Source organism: Pseudomonas sp. FP2300 (assembly GCF_030687595.1).
In the GTDB taxonomy this organism is placed as follows: domain Bacteria; phylum Pseudomonadota; class Gammaproteobacteria; order Pseudomonadales; family Pseudomonadaceae; genus Aquipseudomonas; species Aquipseudomonas bijieensis.
Map to the genome: position 1 here is coordinate 695,379 of NZ_CP117440.1, position 14,131 is coordinate 709,509.

General features: G+C 62.5%; 11 protein-coding genes and 1 pseudogene. All 12 read left to right on the forward strand.

Features of this window, described 5'->3' with window-relative positions; all coding sequences use genetic code 11:
* The first annotated feature begins 22 nt into the window (after positions 1–22).
* Entirely contained in the window at positions 23–1,522 is a 1,500-nt protein-coding gene (locus PSH86_RS02960) for an NAD(P)H-hydrate dehydratase (RefSeq protein WP_305487731.1), read from the forward strand.
* Complete coding sequence (tsaE, locus tag PSH86_RS02965) at positions 1,510–1,980, forward strand: tRNA (adenosine(37)-N6)-threonylcarbamoyltransferase complex ATPase subunit type 1 TsaE (RefSeq protein ID WP_305487734.1); 471 nt, start codon at positions 1,510–1,512, stop codon at positions 1,978–1,980. The genes PSH86_RS02960 and tsaE overlap by 13 nt, the downstream gene beginning before the upstream one ends.
* Positions 1,980–3,410: an N-acetylmuramoyl-L-alanine amidase gene (locus PSH86_RS02970; RefSeq protein ID WP_109752160.1), complete on the forward strand. Its 1,431-nt coding sequence runs from the start codon at positions 1,980–1,982 to the stop codon at positions 3,408–3,410. The genes tsaE and PSH86_RS02970 overlap by 1 nt, the downstream gene beginning before the upstream one ends.
* Positions 3,407–5,320 carry a DNA mismatch repair endonuclease MutL gene (gene mutL, locus PSH86_RS02975; RefSeq protein WP_116834041.1) on the forward strand — a complete coding sequence of 638 codons (1,914 nt, stop codon included), beginning with the start codon at positions 3,407–3,409 and terminating at the stop codon, positions 5,318–5,320. The genes PSH86_RS02970 and mutL overlap by 4 nt, the downstream gene beginning before the upstream one ends.
* On the forward strand, positions 5,320–6,291 hold the full coding sequence (gene miaA, locus PSH86_RS02980; RefSeq protein ID WP_109752162.1) for a tRNA (adenosine(37)-N6)-dimethylallyltransferase MiaA: 972 nt from the start codon (positions 5,320–5,322) through the stop codon (positions 6,289–6,291). The genes mutL and miaA overlap by 1 nt, the downstream gene beginning before the upstream one ends.
* Before the next feature lie 91 nt (positions 6,292–6,382).
* Positions 6,383–6,643 carry an RNA chaperone Hfq gene (gene hfq, locus PSH86_RS02985; protein ID WP_003186419.1) on the forward strand — a complete coding sequence of 87 codons (261 nt, stop codon included), beginning with the start codon at positions 6,383–6,385 and terminating at the stop codon, positions 6,641–6,643.
* Between the two features lie 12 nt (positions 6,644–6,655).
* Positions 6,656–7,957 (forward strand): ribosome rescue GTPase HflX, encoded by a 1,302-nt coding sequence (gene hflX / locus PSH86_RS02990; protein WP_109752163.1) that lies wholly within the window; start codon positions 6,656–6,658, stop codon positions 7,955–7,957.
* 85 nt (positions 7,958–8,042) lie between these two features.
* Entirely contained in the window at positions 8,043–9,215 is a 1,173-nt protein-coding gene (hflK, locus tag PSH86_RS02995; RefSeq protein ID WP_109752164.1) for an FtsH protease activity modulator HflK, read from the forward strand.
* Positions 9,215–10,084 (forward strand): protease modulator HflC, encoded by an 870-nt coding sequence (gene hflC / locus PSH86_RS03000; RefSeq protein ID WP_109752165.1) that lies wholly within the window; start codon positions 9,215–9,217, stop codon positions 10,082–10,084. Before hflK ends, hflC begins: the two co-directional genes overlap by 1 nt.
* A gap of 313 nt (positions 10,085–10,397) precedes the next feature.
* On the forward strand, positions 10,398–11,585 hold the full coding sequence (locus tag PSH86_RS03005; RefSeq protein WP_109752166.1) for an ATP phosphoribosyltransferase regulatory subunit: 1,188 nt from the start codon (positions 10,398–10,400) through the stop codon (positions 11,583–11,585).
* 54 nt (positions 11,586–11,639) lie between these two features.
* The gene (locus PSH86_RS03010) at positions 11,640–12,932 is read left to right on the forward strand and encodes an adenylosuccinate synthase (protein ID WP_003186407.1); all 1,293 of its coding nucleotides are present in this window, start codon (positions 11,640–11,642) and stop codon (positions 12,930–12,932) included.
* Positions 12,933–14,057: 1,125 nt separating this feature from the next.
* Positions 14,058–14,111, forward strand: a pseudogene (locus PSH86_RS30505) (hypothetical protein); the annotation flags it as partial.
* Positions 14,112–14,131: the final 20 nt, after the last annotated feature.

Genomic DNA, 14,131 nt, shown 5'->3' on the forward strand with positions numbered 1-14,131 from the left:
AGACATCGGAGCCCGAAGACGCATGCCGCACACTAAAGATGATTTTCCCGACGCGCTGTACAGTGCTGCGCAGGTCCGGGCCCTCGACGCACAACTGATCGCGGCCGGCACCGCCGGTTTCGAATTGATGCAGCGTGCTGCCCGCGCCACCTGGCGAGCGATTGTTCGGCGCTGGCCTGACGCCCGCGAACTGACCGTGCTGGCCGGGCATGGCAACAATGCGGGTGATGGCTACCTGGTCGCTACCCTGGCCCGGCGCGCTGGCTGGTCGGTTCGGGTGCTGACGGTGGGCGAGCCCCGGCGATTGCAGGGCGACGCGGCCAATGCCCATGCCGAAGCCGTGGCGGTGGGCGTGCCGATGGAGCCATGGTCGGATGAGGCAGAGTTGCGTGGCGTATTGCTGGACGCACTGCTGGGCACGGGCCTGAGTGGCGATGTGCGCGAGCCTTATGTGCAGGCCATCGATACGATCAATGTCAGCGGCCTGCCGGTCGCGGCGGTGGATATTCCCTCGGGGTTGTGTGCCGACACCGGGCGGGTGCTGGGCACGGCGGTGACGGCTGACCTGACCGTGACCTTCATTGGCTTGAAACTGGGCCTGTTTACCGGCGAAGCGGCGGACCGGGTCGGTGAACTGGTATTCAATGATCTGCACGCCGACCCAGATATTGTTGAAGCCACACCGGCCAGTGCCCGACTGCTTTCACCCCATAATCTGCCACGTCTGACACCTCGCGCCGCCACGTCCCACAAAGGCAAGTTCGGTCACGTGCTGTTGATCGGTGGCGACCGGGGTTTTGGCGGTGCGATCCAGATGAGTGCCGAAAGCGCCCTGCGCTGCGGTGCGGGCATGGTGTCGATGGCGACCCGCAGCGAGCATGTAGCGGCTGCGCTGACGCGTTTACCTGAAGTCATGGTGCAGGGTACCCATTCGGCGAACCAATTGATGGGCTTGCTCCAACAGGCCAGTGTGCTGGTGGTCGGGCCAGGCCTGGGCCAGGCCGCTTGGGGGCGTAGCCTGTTGTCGGCGGCGGCCAATGCGTCGCTGCCGCAAGTGTGGGATGCCGATGCGCTGAACCTGCTGAGCAACGGTGACGTTGGTTTGCCCGAGCAGTGTGTGATCACCCCACACCCGGGCGAGGCGGCGCGATTGCTGGGGATATCCACAGCCCAGGTGCAGGCCGATCGCCCGGCGGCGGCCCATGCATTGAGTCAGAAATACACCACCACGGTGATCCTCAAGGGCGCCGGCAGCCTGATTGCCAGCCCGGATGGTCGCCTGGCGGTTTGCAGCCAGGGTCATCCGGCCATGGCCACGGCGGGCCTGGGGGATGTGTTGGCCGGCGTGGTCGGTGCCTTGCTCGCCCAGGGCATGGAGAGCTTCGAGGCCGCGAGCCTGGCGGTCTGGCTGCATGCCAGTGCTGGCGCCCAGGCCGGTCGTGCGGGGCGGGGGTTGGCGGCGACCGATCTGATCCCGACCATTCGTCAGTTGTTGGAGGAGCATTCACCGTGTCTGAAGTAACCCTGTACGTGGCCGACGAACACGCCATGACACAATTTGGTGCTCGCATCGCGCAGATCACCGCCGGCCATGGCCTGATTTTTCTCGAAGGCGACCTTGGCGCGGGGAAAACTACCTTGTCCCGTGGCATCATTCGCGGCCTCGGGCACGTCGGCTCCGTCAAAAGCCCTACGTTCACCCTGGTCGAGCCCTACGAGATCGGCGACATTCGCGCCTTCCATTTCGACCTGTATCGACTGGTGGATCCTGAAGAGCTGGAATTCCTCGGTATCCGCGATTATTTCGAAGATGACGCCTTGTGCCTGATCGAATGGCCCCAGAAGGGTGCAGGCTTTTTGCCAAAGCCCGACCTGACCATTACCATTGGCGCGCAGAACGGCGGGCGTTCGCTGAAACTGATGCCGCAAGGCTCGCGTGGCGAGTCGTGGTGTGCCGCTTTGGCATTGGAAACTAATTGATGATGGGGTTTGGTATGCGCTTTCGCGCGGTGGTTGCTGTCGTAGGACTGTTGCTTACGGCACTGGCCGTCGATGCTGTGGCCGAGACAAAGGTCAACAGCGTTCGCCTCTGGCGGGCGCCGGACAATACACGGCTGGTGTTTGACCTGACGGGCCCGGTGCAGCACAGCGTATTCACCCTGACCGCCCCGGATCGCCTGGTGATCGACATCAATGGTGCGACCCTGGGCGCGCCATTGAACGTGGCGACCGCCAACACGCCGATTACCGCGATGCGCTCGGCCCAGCGTACGCCGACCGACCTGCGGGTGGTCATCGACCTGAAAAAAGCCGTGACCCCGAAAAGCTTCACCCTGGCCCCCAACGCCCAATACGGCAACCGGCTGGTGGTGGACCTGTTCGACAACCCGGCCGATGCGGCGCCACCTCCACCGCCGCCGACCAATGTCGCCACGGTCCCAGCGGTGCCGGTGACCCCTACCGAGCCTGCGCTCAAGCTACCACCGGCCCCGGCCGGCAAGCGCGACATCATCGTGGTGATCGATGCCGGTCACGGTGGCGAAGACCCTGGAGCCTCGGGCTCGCGCGGACAGCGTGAGAAGGACGTGGTGCTGTCCATTGCCCGCGAATTGCAGCGCCAGGTCAATGGCATGAAAGGCTTCCGCGCCGAGCTGACCCGTACCGGCGACTACTTCATTCCCCTGCGCGGGCGTACCGAAATCGCCCGCAAGAAGGGCGCCGACCTGTTCGTCTCCATCCACGCCGACGCCGCGCCTTCGGCCGCTGCGTTCGGGGCCTCGGTGTTTGCCCTGTCCGACCGTGGCGCCACCTCCGAGACCGCCCGTTGGCTGGCCGACAGCGAAAACCGTTCCGACCTGATCGGCGGTGCCGGCAACGTCAGCCTCGATGACAAGGACCGGATGCTCGCCGGTGTATTGCTCGATTTGTCGATGACGGCCTCGTTGACCTCCAGCCTCAACGTCGGCCAGAAAGTCCTGAGCAACATCGGTCGCGTCACGCCGCTGCACAAGCAGCGCGTCGAACAGGCCGGGTTCATGGTGCTCAAGTCGCCGGACATCCCGTCGATCCTGGTGGAAACCGGCTTCATCTCCAACTCCAACGAGGCGTCCAAGCTGTCGTCCTCCAGTCATCAGCAGGCCCTGGCCCGTTCCATCAGCAGTGGCGTGCGGCAGTTCTTCCAGCAGAATCCACCGCCAGGTACCTACATTGCCTGGCTGCGCGATTCCGGCAAGATTGCCCAGGGCCCGCGGGACCATCGGGTCAACCCCGGCGAAACCCTGGCGATGATCGCCGTGCGTTACCAGGTGTCGCCTGCGACCTTGCGCAGCGCCAACAACCTCAAGAGCGACGAGCTCAAGATCGGCCAGACCCTGACCATTCCCGGCAATGACGTGGCGGTTCAGCAATGAGTGACGAAGTGATCGGCAGCAACGCCCGCATCGAGCTGCTCAGCCCCCGGCTGGCGAACCAGATCGCCGCCGGCGAAGTGGTCGAGCGGCCGGCGTCGGTCATCAAGGAGTTGCTGGAAAACAGCCTCGACTCCGGGGCCAGGCGCATCGATGTGGATGTCGAGCAAGGCGGCGTCAAGCTGCTGCGGGTACGCGATGACGGTGGCGGTATTTCTTCCGAGGACCTGCCGCTGGCCCTGGCGCGTCACGCCACCAGCAAGATTCGCGACCTGGAAGACCTTGAGCGGGTCATGAGCCTGGGCTTTCGGGGGGAGGCGCTGGCGTCCATCAGTTCGGTGTCGCGCCTGACTCTCACCTCCCGCACCCGTGACGCCGAACAGGCCTGGCAGGTCGAGACCGAGGGCCGGGACATGGCCTCTCGCGTCCAGCCCGCGGCCCATCCGGTGGGTACCTCGGTGGAAGTGCGCGACCTGTTCTTCAACACTCCGGCCCGGCGCAAGTTCCTCAAGGCCGAGAAGACTGAATTCGATCACTTGCAGGAAGTCATCAAGCGCCTGGCCCTGGCGCGTTTTGACGTGGCGTTCCATTTGCGCCACAACGGCAAGACCATTCTCAGCCTGCACGAGGCCCATGATGATGCGGCCCGTGCCCGCCGTGTCGGCGCGGTGTGCGGTGCCGGTTTCCTGGAGCAGGCATTGCCCATCGAGGTGGAGCGCAATGGCCTGCACCTGTGGGGTTGGGTCGGGTTGCCGACGTTTTCCCGCAGCCAGGCGGACTTGCAGTATTTCTACGTGAACGGTCGCGCTGTGCGCGACAAGCTGGTGGCCCACGCGGTGCGCCAGGCTTATCGCGATGTGCTGTTCAACGGTCGGCATCCGACCTTCGTGCTGTTTTTCGAAGTCGACCCGGCGGTGGTGGACGTCAACGTGCACCCGACCAAGCACGAAGTGCGCTTTCGTGACGGGCGCATGGTCCACGATTTCCTCTATGGCACCTTGCACCGTGCCTTGGGCGATGTGCGCCCGGAAGATCAATTGGCGGCTCCGGCGGCAGTGGCTGGCATGGTCCGGCCAACGGGGCTGGAAGCGGGCGAGTTCGGCCCGCAGGGCGAAATGCGCCTGGCGGCCAACGCGCTGCTGGAACAGTCCCCGCCGCAACCGAGCTACAACCCAGCCGGGAGCGGTGCCGGCAGCGGCTATCAGTATCAATACACCCCGCGCCCGCAATCCAACGTGCCGGCGGCCGAGGCTCAGGCAGCCTATCGCGAGTTCTTCAAACCCTTGCCTGAACCCGGTGCGGTGGCATTGCCCGACGGCCAGGGCGATATCCCGCCGCTGGGCTATGCCCTGGCACAACTCAAAGGCATCTATATCCTTTCGGAAAACGCCCAGGGCCTGGTCCTGGTGGATATGCACGCCGCCCACGAACGGATCATGTACGAGCGGTTGAAAATCGCCATGGCCAGCGAAGGCTTGAGCGGCCAGCCGCTGTTGGTGCCCGAATCCCTGGCCGTCAGCCAGCGCGAAGCCGATTGTGCCGAGGAACATGTGGCCTGGTTCCAGCGCCTGGGCTTCGAATTGCAGCGCCTGGGGCCGGAAACCCTGGCGATCCGCCAGATTCCGGCGTTGTTGAAACAGGCCGAGGCCAATCGCCTGGTCAGCGACGTGCTGGCGGACTTGATGGAATACGGCACCAGCGACCGGATCCAGGCGCACCTGAACGAACTGCTCGGCACCATGGCCTGCCACGGCGCGATCCGCGCCAACCGGCGCCTGGCCCTGCCGGAAATGAACGGCCTGCTGCGGGACATGGAAAACACCGAGCGTAGCGGTCAATGCAACCATGGCCGGCCGACCTGGACCCAACTGGGCCTGGACGACCTGGACAAACTGTTCCTGCGCGGTCGTTGATGAGCCAGTTGCCTCCTGCGATTTTCCTGATGGGCCCGACCGCCGCCGGCAAGACCGACCTGGCGATCGAGTTGACCAAGGTTTTGCCCTGCGAGCTGATCAGCGTCGATTCGGCCCTGGTCTACCGGGGCATGGACATCGGCACTGCCAAGCCGTCAAAAGAACTGCTGGCCGAATTTCCCCACCGCCTGATCGACATCCTGGACCCGGCCGAGGCGTATTCAGCGGCCGACTTCCGCCGTGACGCGCTCCAGGCCATGGCCGAAATCACCGCGCGAGGCAAGATCCCGCTGCTGGTGGGCGGCACGATGCTGTATTACAAGGCTTTGGTCGACGGGCTGGCGGACATGCCGGCGGCCGATCCCGAGGTGCGCGCGCAGATTGAAGAAGAAGCCGCGCGCCTTGGCTGGCAAGCCCTGCATGAGCAATTGGCGGTCATCGACCCGGAGTCGGCGGCGCGTATTCACCCCAATGACCCGCAGCGGCTCAGTCGGGCCCTGGAGGTTTATCGGGTCAGCGGCCAGAGCATGACGGCCCTGCGCCAACGACAATCTGCGCAAAGTACTGAAGCAGCCGCTTCGGGACTGCAACAATTGCCCTATACTGTCGCGAATCTGGCCATCGCTCCGGCGAACCGGCAAGTGCTGCATCGGCGAATTGAACAAAGATTCACATTAATGTTGGAACAGGGGTTCATAGACGAGGTCGTAGCCCTGCGTGAGCGAAGTGACCTGCATCCCGGGTTGCCGTCTATACGTGCGGTAGGTTATCGACAAGTCTGGGATTACCTGGACGGCAAGCTGACGTCAGCCGAGATGCAGGAGCGTGGGATCATTGCCACGCGCCAATTGGCGAAACGCCAGTTCACCTGGCTGCGCAGCTGGACTGACCTGCATTGGCTCGACAGTCTCGATTGCGACAATCTGCCACGCGCCTTGAAATACCTTGGGACCATCTCCATATTGAGCTGAGTCCTTGCAATTGCCGTCTATCCTTGGGGGTGTGACGGCCCAAGCCATCTGATTCCGATTTTTATAATTGATCCTTAAAGGAGTGCGGCACATGTCAAAAGGGCATTCGCTACAAGACCCTTACTTGAACACTTTACGTAAAGAGAAAGTTGGGGTGTCCATCTATCTGGTCAACGGGATCAAACTGCAAGGCACGATTGAGTCTTTCGACCAGTTCGTCATCCTTCTGAAAAACACCGTCAGCCAGATGGTCTACAAGCACGCGATCTCTACAGTCGTGCCAGTTCGTCCAATTCGTCTGCCTAGCGCAACCGAATCCGAAGGCGGTGACGCTGAACCGGGTAACGCCTGATAGGAGCCTCCTTTGTTCTTTGAGCGCCACGGTGGTGGTGAACGGGCCATTCTCGTTCACTTGGATGGACAGGACCCTGAGGCGCGCGAAGATCCGCAGGAGTTTCAGGAATTGGCACTTTCGGCCGGCGCCGAGACCGTCGCGTTTTTCAACGTGCCGCGTCATCGGCCAACCGCCAAGTTCCTGATCGGCAGTGGCAAGGTCGAGGAGTTGCGCGACCTGGTCAAGGCCGAGCAGGTCGACCTGGTGATTTTCAATCACATCCTCACGCCCAGTCAGGAACGTAACCTCGAACGTGTCTTCGAGTGTCGCGTGATCGACCGTACGGGGTTGATCCTCGATATCTTCGCCCAACGTGCCCGCACCCATGAAGGCAAGCTCCAGGTCGAACTGGCCCAGCTTGAGCACATGAGTACGCGGCTGGTTCGCGGCTGGACTCACCTTGAGCGGCAGAAAGGCGGTATCGGTCTGCGCGGCCCGGGTGAAACCCAGCTGGAAACCGACCGGCGCCTGTTGCGGGTTCGCCTGCGCCAGATCAAGGGGCGGCTGGAAAAGGTCCGCAGCCAGCGCGAGCAGTCGCGACGTGGCCGCAAGCGCGCGGATATCCCGACGGTTTCACTGGTGGGCTATACCAACGCCGGCAAATCGACCCTGTTCAATAACGTCACCCAATCCGACGTCTACGCCGCCGACCAGTTGTTCGCCACGCTCGACCCGACCCTGCGCCGGCTCGACCTGGACGACCTCGGGCCGATCGTGCTGGCCGACACCGTAGGCTTCATCCGTCACCTGCCGCACAAGCTGGTCGAGGCTTTCCGGGCTACGCTCGAAGAGTCGAGCAACTCCGACCTGCTGCTGCACGTGATCGATGCCGCCGAACCGGACCGGATGCTGCAGATCGAGCAGGTGATGGTGGTGCTGGGTGAGATCGGAGCCCAGGACTTGCCGATCCTCGAGGTATACAACAAACTCGATTTGCTCGAAGGCGTGGAGCCGCAGATCCAGCGCGATGCCGATGGCAAGCCGCAAAGGGTCTGGCTGTCGGCCCGCGATGGCACCGGCCTGGACCTGCTCAGGCAGGCCGTGGCCGAGCTGTTGGGCAACGATCTGTTTGTAGGCACCCTGAAATTGCCGCAACGTTTCGCCCGGCTGCGTGCGCAGTTTTTCGAGCTGGGGGCCGTGCAAAAAGAAGAACACGACGACGAAGGCGTCTGCCTGCTGGCTGTTCGCCTGCCTCGGTCGGAGCTCAACCGGCTGGTCAGCCGCGAAGGGCTGCAACCGATGGAATTCATCGAGCAACACACTTTGCAATAAAAGCCTGAGAAAGCTGTGTCAGGCATTCTGTAGCATTGGTCGGCGCGCCGTGGGTGCGTCTTTGCTTTATCAGATGGAGAGCGCTATGGCTTGGAATGAGCCGGGTGGCAACTCGAATAATCAGGATCCTTGGGGTGGCAAGCGTCGTAACAACGGCGACCGCAAGGGGCCGCCGGATCTCGACGAGGCCTTCCGAAAGCTGCAGGAAAGCCTGAACGGTTTGTTCGGTGGTGGTAAAAAACGCGGTGACGAGGGTGGTGGTCGTCCGGGCAAGGGCGGCGGTTTCGGCCTGCTCGGCATCGGCCTCGTCGTGCTGGCGGCTGTCTGGCTGTACAGCGCGGTCTATGTCGTGGACGAGCAGGAGCAGGCCGTGGTGCTGCGCTTCGGCAAGTACTACGAGACGGTTGGCCCGGGCCTGAACATCTATTTCCCGCCGATCGACCAGAAGTACATGGAAAACGTCACGCGTGAGCGGGCGTACACCAAGCAGGGCCAGATGCTGACCGAAGACGAGAACATCGTCGAAGTGCCGCTGACCGTGCAATACAAGATCACCAACCTGCAGGACTTCGTGCTGAACGTCGACCAGCCGGAAATCAGCCTGCAGCACGCGACCGAAAGCGCCCTGCGCCATGTGGTGGGTTCCACCGCCATGGACCAGGTGCTGACTGAAGGTCGTGAACTGATGGCCAGCGAAATCAAGGAACGCCTGCAACGGTTCCTCGATACCTATCGCACCGGGATCACCGTGACCCAGGTCAACGTCCAGAGCGCAGCGGCACCGCGTGAGGTCCAGGAAGCCTTCGATGACGTGATCCGTGCCCGTGAAGACGAGCAGCGTTCGCGCAACCAGGCCGAAACCTATGCCAACGGCGTCGTGCCGGAAGCCCGTGGCCAGGCCCAGCGCATCATCGAGGATGCCAACGGTTACCGTGACGAAGTGGTCTCCCGCGCCAAGGGTGAGGCTGATCGCTTCACCAAGTTGGTGGCCGAGTATCGCAAGGCCCCTGAAGTGACCCGCCAGCGTCTGTACCTGGACACCATGCAGGAAGTCTTCAGCAACACCAGCAAGGTCCTCGTGACCGGCAACAAGAACGGCCAGAGCAATCTGCTGTACCTGCCACTGGACAAGATGGTCGAGAGCGGTCGCAACACCAGCACGCCAGCGACCAGTTCGGCGGCCGCCAGCAATGAAGCCAACGCTCGTGCGGCGGCGGATCTGCAGCAACAGCAAGCACGTACCAGGGAGAGTCGCTGATGAGCAATAAATCGCTGATCGCCCTTATTGTCGGTGTCGTCGTGGCGATCGCTGCCTGGAACTGCTTCTACATCGTGGCTCAGACCGAGCGTGCGGTGTTGCTGCAATTCGGTCGCGTGGTCCAGGCTGATGTCCAGCCGGGGCTGCATGTGAAGGTGCCGTACGTCAACAAGGTGCGCAAGTTCGACGCGCGTCTGATGACGCTGGATGCGCCGACGCAACGCTTCCTGACGCTGGAAAAGAAAGCCGTGATGGTCGACGCCTATGCCAAGTGGCGCGTGAAGGATGCCGAGCGCTTCTACACCGCGACCTCGGGTTTGAAGCAGATCGCCGACGAGCGCTTGTCCCGTCGCCTGGAGTCGGGCCTGCGTGACCAGTTCGGTAAGCGCACATTGCATGAAGTGGTGTCCGGTGAGCGTGATGCGCTCATGGCCGACATCACCCGTTCGCTGAACTCGATGGCAGAAAAAGAGCTGGGTATCGAAGTGGTCGATGTCCGGGTCAAGGCCATCGACCTGCCGAAGGAAGTGAACCGCAGCGTGTTCGAGCGCATGAGCACCGAGCGTGAGCGTGAAGCCCGTGAGCACCGTGCCAAGGGTAACGAGCTGGCCGAAGGCATCCGTGCCGACGCCGATCGTCAACGCCGTGTGCTGCTGGCCGAAGCCTATCGTGAATCGGAAGAGGTCCGTGGTGATGGTGATGCCCAGGCCGCTTCGATCTATGCCAAGGCCTACGGGCAGGATCAGGAGTTCTACGCGTTCTACCGTAGCCTGCGTGCCTACCGTGAAAGCTTCGCGAACAAATCCGACGTCCTGGTCCTGGACCCAAGCAGCGACTTCTTCCACTACCTGGAAAAGTCCAAGCCTTGATGCGACGTTGACCTGAGACACTCCGCCCGGCGGCTAAAGCGTCGGGCGGGGTGATCCTTTGGGAAAACGTGTGTATGATGCGGCAGCCGGGAAATTCCCGGCTTTTTTGCGTCTGCACGTTTGATTGCGGTTTTGGTTGCAGGCGTCGGGTTGAACGATCCGACAGGTTTTTCGAGGAAAGCGCTGGGCGAGGCCGATTGCGGGCCATTCGTCACGTCGCTCATGCGCGTGTTTTGCGTGTGGGCCAAGTGTTTTCTGCTTCACTCAAGGCTTGCCCGAGGGCTGGCCGCCCGGACCATAGGGGAATGGCGTAATGGCAACGGTAGACCGCTGGCTGCTGCCAGATGGCATCGAAGAAGTACTGCCACCGGAAGCTGCGCGTATCGAAGTAGCGCGTCGGCAGGTGTTGGATCTGTTCCAGAGTTGGGGTTACGAGTTCGTCGTCACCCCGCATATCGAGTACCTGGAATCCCTGCTCACCGGCGCGGGCCAGGACCTGGACCTGCGCACCTTCAAGGTTATCGACCCGCAGTCGGGCCGGCAGATGGGCTTTCGTGCCGACATCACGCCGCAAGTGGCGCGCATCGACGCCCACACCCTGCGCCGTGAAGGTCCGAGCCGCCTGTGCTACGCCGGCAGTGTGCTGCATGCCCAGCCGCGGGCCTTGTCGTCTTCGCGCAGCCCGATCCAGCTGGGTGCCGAATTGTATGGCGACGCCAGCCCGAGCAGCGACGTAGAAGTCATCAGCCTGATGTTGGCCATGCTGCAACTGGCTGACGTGCCGGATGTCCACATGGACCTGGGGCATGTCGGCATCTATCGCGGCCTTGCCCGTGCGGCCGGTTTGTCCGGCGAAGTGGAGCAACAGTTGTTCGATGCCCTGCAACGCAAGGCCATCGACGAGGTCATCAGCCTGACCGAGGGCCTGCCGGCCGATCTGTCGGACATGTTGCGGGCGCTGGTGGATCTGTGTGGCGGACGTGAGGTGTTGACCGCTGCCCGTGAGCGCCTGGCTCGTGCGCCGGCGCCTGTATTGGCGGCGCTGGACGACTTGCTGGCGATTGCCGAGCGTCTGTCGGTGCGCTTCCCCGAGTTGTCGCTGTATTTCGACCTGGGTGAGTTGCGCGGTTATCACTACCACACCGGCGTGGTGTTCGCCGTGTTCGTCCCGGGCGTGGGCCAGTCCATTGCCCAGGGCGGTCGTTATGACGACATCGGTGCCGACTTCGGTCGTGCCCGTCCGGCGACCGGTTTCTCTACCGATTTGAAAACCCTGGTGACCCTGGGGCGTGCTGAAGTCGAGCTACCGTCTGGCGGTATCTGGATGCCTGACAGTACGGATGCGGCACTCTGGCAAGCAGTCTGCCAGTTGCGCAGTGAGGGTCAGCGTGTCGTCCAGGCCTTGCCTGGGCAACCATTGGCCGCCGCCCGTGAAGCGGACTGCGACCGGCAATTGATTCAGCAGAACGGGCTTTGGCAAGTATTGCCGCTGGCTTCTTGAGTTTTCCTGCCGGCTGCGGCCGGCACCAAGTTTGCGCGAATGAGGACAAGTGTTATGGGTAAGAATGTCGTAGTCCTGGGCACCCAGTGGGGTGATGAGGGCAAAGGCAAGATCGTTGATCTGCTGACCGAACATGCTGCCGCCGTAGTGCGCTACCAGGGTGGCCACAACGCAGGTCACACCTTGGTGATCGACGGTGAAAAAACCGTCCTGCACCTGATCCCCTCGGGCGTGCTGCGCGAAGGCGTCCAGTGCCTGATCGGCAACGGTGTGGTGGTTGCTCCCGACGCCTTGCTGCGGGAAATCATCAAGCTGGAAGAGAAAGGCGTACCGGTGCGCGAGCGCCTGCGTATCAGCCCGTCCTGCCCGCTGATCCTGTCCTATCACGTTGCGCTGGACCAGGCCCGTGAAAAGGCCCGTGGCGAGCTGAAGATCGGCACCACCGGTCGTGGCATCGGCCCGGCCTACGAAGACAAGGTGGCCCGTCGTGGCCTGCGCATCGGTGATCTGTTCCACCGTGAGCGTTTCGCGGCCAAGCTGGGCGAGTTGCTGGACTACCACAACTTTGTCCTGGTCAATTACTACAAAGAACCGGCCATCGACTTCCAGAAAACCCTGGACGAGTGCATGGAGTACGCCGAGCTGCTCAAGCCGATGATGCTCGACGTCACTGCCGAACTGCACGAGCTGCGTCGCGCCGGCAAGGACATCATGTTCGAAGGTGCCCAGGGTTCCTTGCTGGACATCGACCACGGCACCTACCCGTACGTCACCAGTTCCAACACCACCGCCGGCGGTATCGCCACCGGTTCGGGGTTCGGTCCGATGTACCTGGATTACATCCTGGGCATCACCAAGGCCTACACCACTCGCGTGGGTTCGGGTCCGTTCCCGACCGAGCTGTTCGACGACGTCGGTGCCTTCCTGGCCAAGCGTGGCCACGAGTTCGGTGCTACCACTGGCCGTGCCCGTCGTTGCGGCTGGTTCGATGCCGTCATCCTGCGTCGCGCCATCGACGTCAACAGCATCTCGGGCTTGTGCCTGACCAAGCTGGACGTGCTGGACGGCCTGGAAACCATCAATATCTGCGTGGGCTACAAGAACCAGGACGGCGCCGTCATCGACGCTCCGACCGACGCCGACAGCTACATTGGCCTGGAGCCGGTGTACGAGCAGATGCCTGGCTGGACTGAATCGACCGTGGGTGCCAAGACCCTGGAAGAACTGCCTGTGGCGGCTCGCAACTACATCAAGCGCGTCGAAGAGTTGGTCGGTGCGCCGATCGACATTATTTCGACGGGGCCGGACCGCAACGAAACCATCGTTCTGCGTCATCCGTTTGCCTGATAAGTCATTGATGTAAAACACAAAGGACCCTCGTTTGGGTCCTTTGTCGTTTCTGGTTGCCGCACGGCACGACACTTGCTATGCATCTTCATTAAGGCACCGCTTCCATAAGTGCCATCAAATTAATGGCGTTTGGTAGAGGGATTTCACGTGTCGGCCGTTCTCTCACTGTTACAAAGCCGTTTGTTGCGGCCTGTGTTCATTACCCTCGGTATCGCCCTTTTGGTGCAGGTACTGGTGGCCGTTGCGCTGACCCGAAGCACGGTCACGGCGCTGGAAGCCGACCTCGGTGCGCGCCTGGGGGCTGACAGCCAGAAGCTTTCCGGCGAGCTGGAGCAGGCGGGGCGTGAAGTCACGTCGAGCCTGGACAGTCTCTCTGCCAATACCCGCCAGCGGCTCAATGCCGGGTTGTCGGCTCGCCTGAAGGATGAGCAGGCGCAACTGCGTGGGACATTGGAAAAGGATTTGAGGGATTCCGCCAATGATATGGCGCAACTCCTGGCTTCCGTCGCTCCTCGCGCCATGTGGGACAGCGACGTGCCCACGCTCTCCGAATTCGCCCGTCGGGCCCAGCGTAATCCCAATGTGCTGTTTGTCATTTATGACGACGCGAATGGTGAGCACCTCACCCGCTACCTGAACCGGGAAAACCCGATCAACAAGGCGCTGCTGGAGAAAGGCAAGGGCGAGCGGGCCTTGGACAAGGTGCTGGATGCGGCGAAGAACGACCCTTCCGTGTATTACCTTGAAGCCTCGATCAATCCCAACGGCGTGGAGATCGGCAAAGTACTGATGGGGGTTTCCACGGCTGCCGTTGAAACCGATCTGAAGGCGCTGGACCAGCGCTTCTCGGCCTTGATCGCCAGCAGCGACCAGTTGGTCGGCGACAGCCTCAAGGGGGCGGCAGCCGACAGCGCCACCGCCATGCGCGGTCGCCTGGAATCGGCCCAGGCCACCGCCACGCAGATGCAGACCAACACCGCCACCACCGTGCAGGAAGCCGCGGCTACCCTGCGCTGGCGCATCGGCCTGGGCCTGGCGCTGGTGGGCTTTGGCGTACTGGCGCTGCTGGCTGTGGTGTTGGGGCGTAGGGTGGTCAATCGCTTGAAGTTGCTGATCGCGGCCATGAACGACCTGGCGGCGGGTGAGGGTGACCTGACCAAGCGTGTGCAAATCAACAGCAAGGACGAAATTGGCGA

Excerpts from the sequence above, each read along its gene's own strand:
- hflK (WP_109752164.1), top strand. The coding sequence starts at position 8,043 with ATGGCTTGGAATGAGCCGGGTGGCAACTCGAATAATCAGGATCCTTGG.
- miaA (WP_109752162.1), top strand. The coding sequence starts at position 5,320 with ATGAGCCAGTTGCCTCCTGCGATTTTCCTGATGGGCCCGACCGCCGCC.
- PSH86_RS02970 (WP_109752160.1), top strand. The coding sequence starts at position 1,980 with ATGATGGGGTTTGGTATGCGCTTTCGCGCGGTGGTTGCTGTCGTAGGA.
- mutL (WP_116834041.1), top strand. The coding sequence starts at position 3,407 with ATGAGTGACGAAGTGATCGGCAGCAACGCCCGCATCGAGCTGCTCAGC.
- hflC (WP_109752165.1), top strand. The coding sequence starts at position 9,215 with ATGAGCAATAAATCGCTGATCGCCCTTATTGTCGGTGTCGTCGTGGCG.
- PSH86_RS02960 (WP_305487731.1), top strand. The coding sequence starts at position 23 with ATGCCGCACACTAAAGATGATTTTCCCGACGCGCTGTACAGTGCTGCG.
- PSH86_RS03005 (WP_109752166.1), top strand. The coding sequence starts at position 10,398 with ATGGCAACGGTAGACCGCTGGCTGCTGCCAGATGGCATCGAAGAAGTA.
- PSH86_RS03010 (WP_003186407.1), top strand. The coding sequence starts at position 11,640 with ATGGGTAAGAATGTCGTAGTCCTGGGCACCCAGTGGGGTGATGAGGGC.
- hfq (WP_003186419.1), top strand. The coding sequence starts at position 6,383 with ATGTCAAAAGGGCATTCGCTACAAGACCCTTACTTGAACACTTTACGT.